This is a genomic window from Phaeobacter sp. BS52 (assembly GCF_045040595.1).
Classification (GTDB): domain Bacteria; phylum Pseudomonadota; class Alphaproteobacteria; order Rhodobacterales; family Rhodobacteraceae; genus Phaeobacter; species Phaeobacter piscinae.
The window spans coordinates 1250731-1263584 of sequence record NZ_CP090662.1 but is presented as its reverse complement, the minus strand read 5'-3'; the positions used below and the strand labels follow the sequence as shown (position 1 = coordinate 1263584).

The 12854-nt window shown below is 59.9% G+C and carries 10 protein-coding genes and 1 tRNA gene; 6 read left to right on the top strand and 5 right to left on the bottom strand.

Translation table 11 applies throughout. From position 1 onward, the window contains the following. Window positions 1–124 precede the first annotated feature (124 nt). The 3 genes from L0Z65_RS06160 (at window position 125) to L0Z65_RS06150 (ending at window position 3583) form a co-directional block, all read left to right on the top strand. The gene (locus L0Z65_RS06160) at window positions 125–871 is read left to right on the top strand and encodes an RNA methyltransferase (protein ID WP_405111661.1); all 747 of its coding nucleotides are present in this window, start codon (window positions 125–127) and stop codon (window positions 869–871) included. Window positions 872–962: 91 nt separating this feature from the next. Further along, a complete protein-coding gene (gene ctaA, locus L0Z65_RS06155) occupies window positions 963–2111 on the top strand; it encodes a heme A synthase (protein WP_405111658.1) in 1149 nt (382 codons plus the stop codon). Window positions 2112–2113: 2 nt separating this feature from the next. Then, window positions 2114–3583 carry a carboxypeptidase M32 gene (locus tag L0Z65_RS06150; RefSeq protein ID WP_405111655.1) on the top strand — a complete coding sequence of 490 codons (1470 nt, stop codon included), beginning with the start codon at window positions 2114–2116 and terminating at the stop codon, window positions 3581–3583. Window positions 3584–3677: 94 nt separating this feature from the next. Here the strand turns inward: L0Z65_RS06150 and L0Z65_RS06145 are convergent, their stop codons facing one another. Next, window positions 3678–4028: a DUF6614 family protein gene (locus L0Z65_RS06145; protein WP_040169054.1), complete on the bottom strand. Its 351-nt coding sequence runs from the start codon at window positions 4026–4028 to the stop codon at window positions 3678–3680. A 131-nt stretch (window positions 4029–4159) separates the two neighbouring features. Next, window positions 4160–6916, bottom strand: a complete 2757-nt coding sequence (gyrA, locus tag L0Z65_RS06140; RefSeq protein ID WP_040178446.1) for a DNA gyrase subunit A — start codon at window positions 6914–6916, stop codon at window positions 4160–4162. Window positions 6917–7109: 193 nt separating this feature from the next. On the opposite strand from gyrA, the gene L0Z65_RS06135 reads away from it, so the two are divergent. The 3 genes from L0Z65_RS06135 (at window position 7110) to pgl (ending at window position 9802) form a co-directional block, all read left to right on the top strand. Then, on the top strand, window positions 7110–7379 hold the full coding sequence (locus L0Z65_RS06135; RefSeq protein WP_024097312.1) for an usg protein: 270 nt from the start codon (window positions 7110–7112) through the stop codon (window positions 7377–7379). Between the two features lie 267 nt (window positions 7380–7646). Next, a complete protein-coding gene (gene zwf / locus L0Z65_RS06130) occupies window positions 7647–9134 on the top strand; it encodes a glucose-6-phosphate dehydrogenase (protein ID WP_405111650.1) in 1488 nt (495 codons plus the stop codon). After that, window positions 9131–9802 carry a 6-phosphogluconolactonase gene (pgl, locus tag L0Z65_RS06125; RefSeq protein ID WP_096873129.1) on the top strand — a complete coding sequence of 224 codons (672 nt, stop codon included), beginning with the start codon at window positions 9131–9133 and terminating at the stop codon, window positions 9800–9802. Before zwf ends, pgl begins: the two co-directional genes overlap by 4 nt. Window positions 9803–9836: 34 nt before the next feature. Here pgl and L0Z65_RS06120 read toward each other — a convergent pair whose 3' ends face one another. The 3 genes from L0Z65_RS06120 to L0Z65_RS06110 all read right to left on the bottom strand — a co-directional run bounded on the left by L0Z65_RS06120 (window position 9837) and on the right by L0Z65_RS06110 (window position 12706). Beyond that, window positions 9837–10313, bottom strand: a complete 477-nt coding sequence (locus L0Z65_RS06120) for an acyl-CoA thioesterase (RefSeq protein WP_405111646.1) — start codon at window positions 10311–10313, stop codon at window positions 9837–9839. A gap of 147 nt (window positions 10314–10460) precedes the next feature. Then, window positions 10461–10534: transfer RNA gene (locus L0Z65_RS06115), tRNA-Gly, on the bottom strand. A 75-nt stretch (window positions 10535–10609) separates the two neighbouring features. Then, a complete protein-coding gene (locus tag L0Z65_RS06110) occupies window positions 10610–12706 on the bottom strand; it encodes an ASKHA domain-containing protein (RefSeq protein ID WP_405111643.1) in 2097 nt (698 codons plus the stop codon). Window positions 12707–12854: the final 148 nt, after the last annotated feature.

Genomic DNA, 12854 nt, shown 5'->3' with positions numbered 1-12854 from the left:
ATTTCCGTGTGATGCAGCGCTGATATATCAGGAATATAGCGGTGTTTGGGCAGAAGTCGCCCCGCGCGGCCTTGCCCATCACGCCTGTGCCGACTACAGCAGTGCAGCTTTTTTGGAGAACCGGATGCCCAGCGACACCCCTCAACCCGCTTTTGTCCTCGTGCGCCCGCAGATGGGCGAGAACATCGGCGCCGCCGCCCGCGCGATGTGGAACTTTGGGCTGGACCGGATGCGCATCGTGGCGCCGCGCGATGGCTGGCCCAACCCCAAGGCCGTCGCCATGGCCTCAGGCGCGGGGCGGTTGCTGGATGAGGCGCGACTGGCAGGGGATCTGGCCAGCGCGCTTGAGGATTGCGATTTCGTCTTTGCCACCACGGCGCGCCCGCGCGAGCTGACGAAACCTGTTTATAGCCCGGAAGCCGCGATGAAACTGGCCGCAGAGAAAATTGCGGCAGGGCAAAAAGTGGCGGTGATGTTCGGCCCTGAGCGAGCAGGCCTTGAGAATGAGGACATCGCCCGCGCGAACGCCATTATCTCGGTCCCCGTGAATCCCGAGTTTGCGTCGCTAAACCTTGGCCAATGCGTATTGCTGACGGCCTATGAATGGCGGCGTCAGATGGCTGAGGTTGCGCCCGTCGTGACCGATCTTGGCAAATCCGACTGGGCCAGCTACGCGGATGTTGATGCGCTGGTCAACCATTATGAGGACCGGTTGGATGAGGCGGGGTTCTTCTTTCCGCCGGACAAGGCGCCCAGCATGAAAACCGTGTTCCGCAACATGTTCAGTCGGATGCCGCTGACCCGCGCAGACGTTCAGATGCTGCATGGTGTCATGCGACAGATGGTCCGCTGGAAAGAAAAACGCGACTGAGACGCGACTTCGGGCGAATTTGCACCACAGTCGCCCACTGGACGGGGCCGAACATGCGGCCTAGCTTGACGGGAAATTGGAAGAGGCAAGCATGAGCAAGCGCAGCATTTTCGAAGAGGTCTCTGGCAACGAGCCGCAGGAACGCCCACAGGCGACACCCGGCGGTATTGATCGCACCCGCCGCGGCGCAAGGGGTGCAATTCGGGCGTGGCTGGCAGTGCTGTTTGCGCTGGTGGTGACGATGATTGTTGTTGGCGGGCTGACCCGGCTGACCGACAGTGGGCTGTCGATCACCGAATGGCGGCCTGTGACCGGTGCCATGCCACCGCTGAGCGAGGCAGACTGGCAGGCAGAATTCGACAAATACAAGGAAATCGATCAGTGGCGCATTGAGAACCAATGGATGCAGCTGGCGGATTTCAAAGAAATCTATTGGTGGGAATGGGGCCATCGCCAATTGGGCCGGGTGATCGGCCTGGTCTGGGCGCTGGGGTTCCTCGGCTTTGCTCTCACACGGCAGATCCCGGTTGGTTGGGCCGGACGGCTGGCACTGCCCGGCCTTCTGGGCGCTGTTCAGGGCGCGATCGGATGGTGGATGGTGGCCTCCGGTGTAACGCAAGGCGAGGGCATGACCTCGGTTGCGTCTTACCGCTTGGCGACCCATCTGGGGTTGGCCTTTGTCATTCTGGGTTTTATCGCCTGGTATATGTTCCTACTGGGGCGCGAAGAGCGCGATCTGATGCAGGCGCGTCGGGCCAAGGAGGCAAAGCTGTTTGGTCTCTCTACCGGCCTGCTGCATTTCAGCTTTTTGCAGATCATCCTTGGCGCGCTGGTTGCGGGCATTGACGCGGGGCGGTCCTACACCGACTGGCCCTTGATGGGCGGGCAGATCCTGCCGCCTGAGCCGTTTATGCTGCAGCCGCTCTGGACCAATTTCTTTGAAAACCCGGGCCTTGTGCAGTTCATTCACCGGATCAGCGGTTATCTCCTGTTGGCCTTTGGCGTGGTGGTGTGGTTGCGCGGGCGTAACAGCGCCCACCTGCGCACGCGCTTTGCCTTTAACGCTGTCTTTGCCGCGCTGTTGTTGCAAATGGTCCTCGGTATTGTCACCGTGCTCTATGCGGCGCCCTGGCAGATCGCGATCCTGCATCAGCTGATGGCTGTCTGCCTCTGGGTCCTGATCCTCAGGGCGCGGTATCTGTCGGGTTATCCCATTGCAACTTCGATTAAGGATCACTGAGAATGAGCGCATTTGACGACTTGATGGCCTATGAGCGGGACACCCAGGCGCTTGGCCAGATTGCGGGCCGATTGGGCTGGGATCAGGAGACCATGATGCCCCGCGGTGCCGCCCCCCAGCGCGGCGAAGAAATGGCCGCGATTGAGGCGGTTCTGCATGCCCGGCGCTCCGATCCGCAGGTGGCCGACTGGCTGGCACGGGTTGAGGCCCCAGATGAGGTGGGTGCGGCCCAGCTGCGCGAGATCCGTCGCAGTCACGAGCGTGCCGTCAAGGTGCCCGGCGATCTGGCGAAACGCATCGCCCGGGTCACCTCCGAGGCGCAGGGGAAATGGGCAGCCGCCCGGGCCGCTGAGGACGTCGCAGCTTTCCTGCCGGTGCTGGAGGAAGTGGTCGCACTGAAACGCGAAGAGGGGCAGGCCTTGGCTGCCGGGGGCGATGTCTATGACGCGATGATCGCTGACTATGAACATGGCACCACCGCTGCCGAGATTGCAGCTCTGTTTGATGCCATGCGTCCGCGTCTGGTTGATCTGCGCGCGCGCGTTTTGGACAAACCCGCGCCGAAGGGCGTCAGCGGGCATTTCGATGCTGACAAGCAGATGGCCCTGACCACCTCGCTGGCGGAGACTTTTGGCTACCAGATGCGCCATGGTCGGGTCGACAAGGCAGTGCATCCTTTCTGTTCCGGCAGCGGTCTGGATGTACGCGTGACGACGCGGACCAGCGACGATGATCCCTTCAACTGTTTCTATTCCACCATTCACGAGGTCGGCCACGCTGCCTATGAGCAGAACATTGATCAGGCCTATCTGCTGACCCCACTGGGGCGCGGCGTCTCTATGGGTGTGCATGAAAGCCAAAGCCGGATCTACGAGAACCAACTCGGCCGCAGCCGTGCCTTTACCGGGTGGCTGTTTGATCAGATGGTGCCGCAGTTTGGTGACTTTGGCATTGCGGATGCCGATGCGTTTTATGCGGCAGTGAACGCGGTCCACAACGGCTACATCCGGACCGAAGCGGATGAGTTGCAGTATAACCTGCATGTGATGATGCGCTTTGATCTGGAGCGCGCGCTGATGTCCGGTGATTTGCAGGTACAGGATCTGGAGGCAGCCTGGAATGACCGTTTCGCCGCTGATTTCGGCTATGACGTTGATAAGCCCTCCAATGGCTGCCTTCAGGACGTGCATTGGTCGGTGGGGCTGTTTGGCTATTTCCCGACCTATTCGCTGGGCAATGTCTATGCCGACTGCCTCTATCAGGCGCTGCGTCAGGCGGTACCGGATCTGGATAAGCAACTCGCGGCGGGGGATACGGTCGCCGCAACCAGCTGGCTGCGCGATAATCTGCAAACCCATGGCGGGCTGCGCAGCCCGGTTGAGACCATCACCCATGCCGCGGGAATGGCACCCAGTCCGGAGCCGCTGCTCAGCTATCTGGAAGAGAAGTTCGGCGCGCTTTACGAGCTGTAAAGCGACACGCTGCACAATCAACGAAGCCCCCGTCAGTCACTGGCGGGGGTTTTTCGGTTCCGGTGCCGCGCGCGTCTCGCTGACGCAGGTCCGTTCAGATCAGCGCCATACGCTCGGCGCGTTCAGGATCGGGGAAGGGGCGGTACAGGCCGAAGTCAGCAGAGGCAATCAGCGCATTCACATTGGCATAGAGCCGCTCGACATTCTCGTCCATTTCACCCAGCACCCGAAACGCCTGATCCAGCTGGGTCATATTCGCGAATTCGATTTCCAGCAGAAAATCCCGGTGATTGTCGCTGGCCAGGTTCAGTTTGCGGCGCAGCAGGCGCCAGCCCTGAATGACATCCCGCTCACGCAGATAGGACATCCATTGGTCCACGGCATTGGCAAAGGCAATCGCCTTCGCCTCGTGATGCAAATCTATCGAGCAGTGATAGAGGTTCATGTCAGGCCTCCCTTGGCGATGGCGTGTATCGCTGGAAGGCTGACAGAAACTGCTTAGGTTTCGATTAACGAAAAACGCCACCCCGGAGGGTGGCGTTTTAGTGACGTCATGGCGCAATAACAGGGGTGAGATCAGGTTGCCTCAGCAGCTTCGCTGGCCCCCTCAGACGTGGGAACCTCTGCATCCTCGTCGTCGCGTTCCGCGATCCAGGCAACCGAGACGACCTCTTCTCCCTTGGCCGTGTTGAACACCCGTACACCACCGGCGCTGCGGGAGCGGAACGAGATCCCGTTGACCGGACAGCGGATCGACTGGCCTTTGGACGTTGCCAGCATGATCTGGTCTTCAAGCTCGACCGGGAAGGTCGCGACGATGGCGCCGCCTTTCATGGCACCAACACCCTGACCACCACGTCCGCTGACACGGTAGTCATGCGCGGAGGTCAGGTTGCCCACGCCAGAGCGGTTTATGGTCACCAAGAGATCATTGGCCGCCAGCATTTCCTGATAGCGCTCCTCGGAGAGTGAACCTTCGGTTTCTTCACCATTTTCGTCTTCGGCAACCTCGCCGCCAAATTCGGAGCGGAACCGTTTGATGAAGGCATTGCGCTCCCAGGGTTCTGCGCTGAAATGGCGGATCACCGACATCGAGACGACCTCATCCCCATCGCTCACCAGCCGGATCCCACGCACCCCGGTCGATTCACGGGAGTTGAAGACGCGGACGTCGGTGGAGCGGAAGCGGATTGCCCGGCCGGAATTGGTCACCAGCATCACGTCATCATCCTCGGAGCAGATGCGGGCGTTGACCAGCCTGACCGAGCCATCCTCGGGCAGCTTCATCGCGATCTTGCCGTTGCGGCGCACATTGGTGAAATCCGACAGGCGGTTGCGACGCACGTCCCCGCCCGAGGTGGCAAAGACCACCTGTAGGTTTTCCCATTCGTCGTCTGGCACATCGACCGGCATGATCGCCGCGATGGAGACGCCCGGCGGGATCGGCAGAATGTTGACAATCGCCTTACCCTTCGACGTGCGGCCACCTTGCGGCAGGCGCCAGGTCTTCAGCTTGTAGACCATCCCGTCAGTGGTGAAGAACAACAGCTGGGTATGGGTATTGGCCACAAAGAGGTTGGTGACAACATCCTCTTCCTTGGTCTGCATACCCGACAGCCCCTTGCCGCCACGCTTCTGCGCGCGGAAGTCTGCCAGAGGGGTCCGCTTAATATAGCCGCCGCTGGTGATCGTCACGACCATGTCTTCGCGCTCGATCAGGTCTTCGTCTTCCATATCGCCGGACCAGTCGACGATCTGGGTGCGACGGGGCACGGCGAAATTATCACGCACTTCGCGCAGCTCATCCGAGATGATACCAAGGATCCGCTCACGCGAGGACAGGATCTCAAGGTATTCCTTGATCTTGCCTGCCAGTTCTTCCAGCTCATCCGTGACTTCTTTGACACCAATCTGGGTGAGACGTTGCAGACGCAGTTCCAGAATGGCGCGGGCCTGAATCTCGGAGAGATTATAGGTGCCGTCGTCATTCATGGTGTGGGTCGGATCGTCAATCAGACGGATATAAGGTGCGATGTCGACCGCGGGCCAGCGTCGGGTCATCAGCTTCTGTCGCGCTTCGGCTGCATCCGCAGAGGCGCGGATGGTTGCGACCACTTCGTCCACATTAGAAACCGCGACGGCCAAACCGCACAGAATATGGCTGCGTTCCCGCGCTTTGCGCAGGTCATAGGCGGTGCGCCGTGCAATCACGTCTTCGCGGAAATCAAGGAAAGACGTCAGGAACCGGCGCAGGGTCAGCTGTTCGGGCCGACCGCCATTCAGAGCCAGCATATTGCAGCCAAAGTGGGTCTGCATGGGCGAGAAACGATAGAGCTGGTTCAGCACCACCTCAGCCGTGGCATCGCGTTTCAGCTCGACAACAACCCGCACGCCGTTGCGATCGGATTCATCCTGAACGTGGCTGACACCCTCGATCTTTTTCTCGCGCACCTGTTCGGCGATCTTTTCGATCATCGCGGCCTTGTTGACCTGATAGGGGATCTCCTCGACCACGATGGCGTAGCGATCTTTGCGAATTTCCTCAACGCGGGTCTTGGCGCGAATGACGACGCTGCCGCGCCCTTCCAGATAGGCCTTGCGCGCGCCGGACCGACCCAGCATCACGCCGCCGGTCGGAAAGTCCGGGCCGGGAACAAAGTCGATCAGCTGTTCACTGGTCAGATCTGGGTCTTCGATCAGCGCGAGCGTGGCATCAATCACTTCGCCCAGGTTGTGGGGCGGGATATTGGTGGCCATACCAACCGCGATACCACCAGCGCCATTGACCAGCATGTTGGGGAACCGCGCGGGCAGAACCGTCGGTTCACGGTCCTTGCCATCGTAGTTGTCCTGAAAATCGACCGTGTCTTTTTCAATGTCAGCCAGGATTGAGGCGGCGGGTTTGTCCATCCGCACTTCGGTATAGCGCATGGCGGCTGGGTTATCGCCATCCATGGACCCAAAGTTGCCCTGACCGTCGAGAAGCGGCAGTGACATGGAGAAATCCTGCGCCATCCGCACCAAGGCGTCATAAATCGCGGAGTCGCCATGGGGGTGGTATTTACCCATGACATCGCCAACCGGGCGCGCCGATTTGCGGTAGGGTTTGTCATGCGAGTTCCCGACCTCATGCATGGCGTAGAGAATCCGGCGATGAACCGGTTTCAACCCGTCACGCAGGTCAGGAATGGCGCGGCTGACAATAACCGACATCGCATAGTCGAGATACGATGTGCGCATCTCGGATTCGATGGACACCGTTGGGCCGTCATATTGGGGCCGTTCAGGTTTGTTTTCGTCCATGTTTTCAGGAGTTTCCGGCGTATCGTTCACGTTGGCTGCCCGTTGTTATTATTGGGTCTATATGTTGTGTCTGCACCATAACAGACAGGGCATATAAGGCGCAAGCAAGCAGGGCGGCGGAGCGTCCCCGTGCTGGAGGTTTTCTGCCAAAGGGCTGTATTTGTTCGGAATTAACCCTTTCCGTGGTAAGCTACTTTGGGGGGATCCGTAAGGGAGACCTGAAATGGAGACACGCGAAACTGAGTTGATGCTGAAGGGCTACGGTCTGACCACGGCTGAGATGACCTATCACATGCCGGATCACACCCATGTTCTGAACACCTTCGTCTGGCAGGAGTATGATCTGGCGCCAGACCATCCGCGATTGTTTGAATTCATTGATTTTTGGCATCGTGAGATTGACGGCCCGTTACATTCGGTCCGATTTACCCATCGTAAAATGATCAGCCCCGGCGAATGGCGCAACGTGAAGGGTGTGCTGCATATGCACTGATTGCGCCGCCAAATGGCCAGTCCGGGCAATTAAGTGAGATCCGAGAAACCCTGGGTGCGCGGGGGCTCGGCTGCGCGTCGTGACGACCATGGGCGGAGATCTGTTTTCTTTCTGCGGCAAGTGCTTATACTGGCGCCGAATGGACCCGATGGCAGTGGCTCTTGCGTTGTGCAAGCCGGTGCTGCGGTGACAGCTGCTGGCCTGCGGGGTGCGTTTTATGTGCCTGAGGTTGGGATGTGACCCCTCCTGGTTGAGAGAAAGCGCAATATGGTTTCCCGAGTTATTCCGGTTCAGGCCTTCGATCTGGTGATATTTGGCGGCACGGGGGATCTGGCGCAGCGCAAAATCCTGCCTGCACTGTTCCGGCGCCATTGTGCAGGCCAGTTGCCGCAGGATGCGCGGATTGTGGGCGCGGCGCGGAGGGCGCTTGGCAGCGATGGCTATCGCGATCTGATCCGCGATGCCTTGCACAATGAGCTGAGCGGTGCAGAGATTGCTGCGCGCGGTGAGGAGCTTGAGCGATTTCTGGCGCGGCTTGAGTATCTGGCGATTGATGCGGAGGCGCGCGATGGCTGGGCAGCGCTGAAACAAATGCTTGGTCTGCCAACGTCGGATCGTGTGCGGGTGTTTTATTTTTCCGTCGGCCCGGCGCTGTTTGCGCCGCTGGCGGAGCAGATCTGGACGCATCAGCTGGCGGATGAGCAAACCCGGATTGTGGTTGAAAAACCCTTCGGTCATGACCTGAGTTCAGCAAAAGCGCTCAATCGCACTCTGGCGGGCCATTTCGATGAAAGCCAGATCTACAGGATTGATCATTATCTGGGCAAGGAAACGGTACAGAACCTGATGGCGATCCGGTTTGGCAATATGCTGTTTGAGCCGCTCTGGAATAGTCAGTATGTGGATCATATCCAAATTACTGTCGCTGAATCAGTGGGTATTGACGGTAGAGCGTCGTATTATGACAAATCGGGCGCGATGCGGGACATGATGCAAAACCACCTGATGCAGCTGCTGTGCCTGATTGCCATGGAACCCCCGGCAAAATTCGATCCCGATGCCGTGCGCGACGAAAAGCTGAAGGTAATCCGGGCGCTGGAGCCGGTGGAACCCCACCATATTGTGCGCGGTCAATACGCATCGGCTGAGGACGGGGCAGGGCGCCACGAAGACCAGTCTTACCGCGAAACCGTGGGGGATCCACGCTCCACCACCGAAAGCTATGTCGCGCTGAAGGCCCATATCAGCAATTGGCGGTGGGCGGGCACGCCGTTTTATCTGCGCACGGGCAAGCGGCTGGTGGCGCGCTCCTCTGTGATCAATGTGTTCTTCAAGGATGCGCCCCATTCGATTTTTGGTGCCGATGCCGGGAGACATGCCAATCTGCTGACCATTCGTCTGCAACCGAATGAGGGCATCACCCTTAAGGTGACCATCAAGGAGCCTGGACCCGGCGGTATGCGGCTGATCGATGTGCCGCTGGATATGAGCTTTGCGCAGGCGCTGGGGGCGGATATCGACGGCGCGCCCGATGCTTATGAGCGGCTGATCACCGATGTGATCCGGGGCAATCAGACGCTGTTCATGCGCGGTGATGAGGTGGAGGCCGCCTGGGCCTGGACGGATCCCATCATTGCGGGCTGGACATCGCGCGGAGATGTGCCAAAACCCTATGATAGCGGTAGCACCGGACCGGGAGATGCGGATCTCCTGATGCGGCGCGATGAACGGGAATGGCGGGGGATCAACCCATGAATATTATCGAATATGCAGATCGGGATATGCTGGCGATTGACGTGGCCAATCAACTGGCTGGTGATCTGAAAACCCATCTTTTGCATCATGACAGCGCGTCCTTTGCCGTCGCAGGCGGCACCACCCCAGCGCCGATTTTCGACGATCTCTGCGCCGCGGATATCGACTGGGCGCGGGTGCGCCTGATGGCGACGGATGAACGCTGGGTGCCCGCCGACAGCGCACGTTCCAATGCGCGCATGATCCGCGAGCGTCTGCTGGTCAACCGGGCGGCATCCGCGACCTTCGTGCCGTTTCATGTGCCCGCGCGTGCGCCAGAGGATGTTCTGGCTGAGGTCGAAAGCCAGATTGAGCCGGATCTGCCGCTTTCTGTTGTCCTGTTGGGGATGGGCGAAGACATGCACACGGCCTCTCTGTTTCCCGGCGTGCGCGGGCTGAGCGAGGCACTGGCCCCAGATGCGCCGGTGTTGGCGGTGATGCGGCCCGACAGCCAGCCGGAACCGCGTGTCAGCCTATCGGCGCGGGTATTGGACGCGGCGATTGCCAAACATCTGGTGATCTATGGGGAGGCCAAGCGGGAGGCGCTTGAAACCGCCAAATCCTTGCCGCCGGAAGAGGCGCCAATTCAGGCAGTTTTGTCAGAAATGACAGTGCATTGGGCGCCTTAGATCAGGTAAAGTGTTGAGGGTTGAGATCCGCCGCTTAACCCTCTGAAACAGCGCCGTCCCGCTCGATCAGGGCGGTGCGGAGGCTGTCTGGCAGCGGATAGCCCGATTGCCCATCTGGTGTGCGTAGAACCATGATCCCGGTCATCGTTGCACGCAGATCGCCAGACCAGATCTGCTGTTCCATCACATATGAGGTCCGGCGGAATGACACGACGCGGGCCGTGGTGATATAGTCCTCGTCCAGCACCATCTCTTTCATGTAATGCACGTTTGCGTTGCGCAGCACATTGCGAGGCGCTGGCATCCCCTTGAAATGTGGCGCGAAAAACCGGTCGTAGTAGGCCACGCGCAGGGTCTCAAACCAGCTCAGATAGGCCTTGTTGTTTACATGATGCAGAATATCCAGCTCGGAAAACCGCACCCGATCGGCCATTGCCAGCGGTTGCGGGCTTTTGAGACCGTGGTGGCGTTGGGCATCCGGGCTGAGCGGGGTGTGAAAGATCAGATCCATGCGAAAGTCGCTAGCGAGATTGGCAGCAAGGTGCAAGTCAGCACGCCGCAACAGGATGTCTCACAAGGGGCATTCGCAACATGCCGTGAAGGCAAAATAACACTGAAAATCCAGTGAATTGTGAGGCTATCTTAATGTGAGAGATTTTGGAGCGGGTAACGAGAATCGAACTCGTAACTAAAGCTTGGGAAGCTGCCGTGATACCTTTTCACCATACCCGCGCCAATAAGGGGTGATTACCGGTTTCGCGGGGGAGGGTCAAGCGCCCAACCACCCCCGCGACCGGCAAAAATGCCTTATCCGCGCCGCCGCCGACGACGGCGTCCGCCATCCTCATTGCCGTCGCCACCTCCGGTGTTGAAATTCGCCTCCGGCAGGGTGACGATGCTGTTCAGGATGGGGAATGGTTCGGCGGAGTTCGGGATGGCAGAGGCATTGACGAAATGCTCCTGGAACCGTGACTCCACTGCGGTTTCGATCTTTTCGATCCGCTGGACGGTGGCCTCAATCTCGGTGCGGGCCTTTGTGTTGAGCAGCGCAATACGGGCACCGGTGCCTGCGGCATTGCCCGCGCTGGTCACCTTGTCCAGTGGACAATCCGGGATCATCCCAAGGACCATTGCGTGTTTTGCGGAAATATGCGCACCGAATGCGCCCGCCAGTACCACCCGATCAACGGTATCGATGCCGAATTTGTCCATCAGGAGACGTGCGCCGGAATAGAGCGCCGCCTTTGCCATCTGGATCGCGCGGATATCGGGGTTGGTCACGGTGATGGTCGGGCCGCCCTCTGCGGAGCCGTCCCACAGCAGATAGGCATTGGTGCGCCCGTCCTGGATGCAACGCGCACTGCCGGTCTGTTCGGCTGAGCCAATCAGACCGGAGGCATCCAGCACGCCAGCGAGCCGCATCTCGGCAATCGCCTCGATAATGCCGGAGCCACAGATACCGGTGATGCCGGTGGTGGCGACTGCGGCGGCAAAACCATCCTCATCCGACCAGATGTCGGAGCCGATCACCCGGAAGCGCGGCTTCTTGGTCTCCGGGTTGATCTCAACCCGTTCAATGGCACCGGGGGCCGCCCGTTGACCGCTGGAGATCTGCGCGCCCTCAAACGCGGGGCCGGTGGGGGAGGAACAGGCCAGCACCTTGTCCTTGTTGCCAAGCAGGATTTCCGCATTGGTACCCACATCCACGACCAGCACCAGATCTTCTGATTTGTCGGGCGCTTCCGACAGTGCCACCGCGGCGGCATCGGCGCCGACGTGGCCGGCAATGCAGGGCAGCAGGTATACGCGGGCGGCCGGGTGAATATTCAGGTCCAGCTCAACGGCGCGCAGTGCCAGCGCATTGGAGGTCGCCAGCGCAAAGGGGGCCTGACCCAGTTCAAACGGATCAATGCCAAGGAACAGGTGGTGCATCACCGGGTTGCAGACGAACACCGCATCCACGATCAGCGCCTTGTCGATTTCCGCCTCAGACGCGATCTGGGTGAACAGCGCGTTCATGCCCTCTCGCACCGCGCGGGTCATCTCCTGATCGCCGCCCTTGTTCATCATCGAATAGGAAACCCGGCTCATCAGATCTTCGCCAAAGCGGATCTGCGGGTTCATGATGCCGGAGGAGGCGACGACCTCGCCGGTTTTCAGATCGCACAGATGCGCAGCGATGGTGGTGGAGCCGAGGTCAACCGCCAGACCATAGATCGAGCCCTCGTAGAACCCCGGCCAGATGTGCATGATCTTGGGCGGGTTATTTTCATCGCCCAGATGCACAGCGACGGTGACTTTCCAGCCGCCCTTGCGCAGGGCCGGTTGCAGCACGCTCAGGATGTGCAAATCGGTTTTGACACCCTTCAGATCCCACTGCGCATCCAGCGCCTCGATCAGCCGCTCCATATCACCTGTGGGTTTGTGCATGTCGGGTTCTTCCACCTCGACATAATAAAGGCGGGTGGAGGGGTTCATGGTGATGTCGCGCGCTTCGGCGCGTTTGCGGACCACCTGACGGTGGACCTGGCTTTCCGGTGGCACGTCGATCACCACATCGCCCTGCACCTGCGCCTGACACCCCAGGCGCCGCCCGTCGATCAGGCCGCGTTTGTCCTTGTAGCGCTGTTCGACCTTGTTCCATTCGGTCAGGGCGTCATCGGCGACGGTCACGCCATGTTTGGAGAACTCACCATAAGATGGCGTGATCTGACATTTCGAACAGATGCCCCGCCCGCCGCAGACGGAATCCAGATCGACCCCCAGCTGGCGGGCTGCTGTCAGAACTGGCGTGCCAACCGGAAACCGGCCACGCTTGCCGGACGGGGTAAAGACCACCAGCGGATGCGATGCGGGATCAGTTGCGGTCTCGGTCGAGATCTCGGGGGCGGGATCGTTTGCCATGCCTGTACCTATCTTGCTTGCGCGGTTTGGGCGGAGCATATGGCGTTTTTGGCGGGAGGAAAGGCGGCGCGCGTCATTTTGCGGTCTCGTGGCGTCATTTCTGCGCGGTTTTGGGAAAAGACCGCTGCGGGCGGCGGATTGATGACAA

Excerpts from the sequence above, each read along its gene's own strand:
- L0Z65_RS06160 (WP_405111661.1), top strand. The coding sequence starts at position 125 with ATGCCCAGCGACACCCCTCAACCCGCTTTTGTCCTCGTGCGCCCGCAG.
- zwf (WP_405111650.1), top strand. The coding sequence starts at position 7,647 with ATGGTTTCCCGAGTTATTCCGGTTCAGGCCTTCGATCTGGTGATATTT.
- ctaA (WP_405111658.1), top strand. The coding sequence starts at position 963 with ATGAGCAAGCGCAGCATTTTCGAAGAGGTCTCTGGCAACGAGCCGCAG.
- L0Z65_RS06145 (WP_040169054.1), bottom strand. The coding sequence starts at position 4,028 with ATGAACCTCTATCACTGCTCGATAGATTTGCATCACGAGGCGAAGGCG.
- L0Z65_RS06135 (WP_024097312.1), top strand. The coding sequence starts at position 7,110 with ATGGAGACACGCGAAACTGAGTTGATGCTGAAGGGCTACGGTCTGACC.
- pgl (WP_096873129.1), top strand. The coding sequence starts at position 9,131 with ATGAATATTATCGAATATGCAGATCGGGATATGCTGGCGATTGACGTG.
- L0Z65_RS06110 (WP_405111643.1), bottom strand. The coding sequence starts at position 12,706 with ATGGCAAACGATCCCGCCCCCGAGATCTCGACCGAGACCGCAACTGAT.
- L0Z65_RS06150 (WP_405111655.1), top strand. The coding sequence starts at position 2,114 with ATGAGCGCATTTGACGACTTGATGGCCTATGAGCGGGACACCCAGGCG.
- L0Z65_RS06120 (WP_405111646.1), bottom strand. The coding sequence starts at position 10,313 with ATGGATCTGATCTTTCACACCCCGCTCAGCCCGGATGCCCAACGCCAC.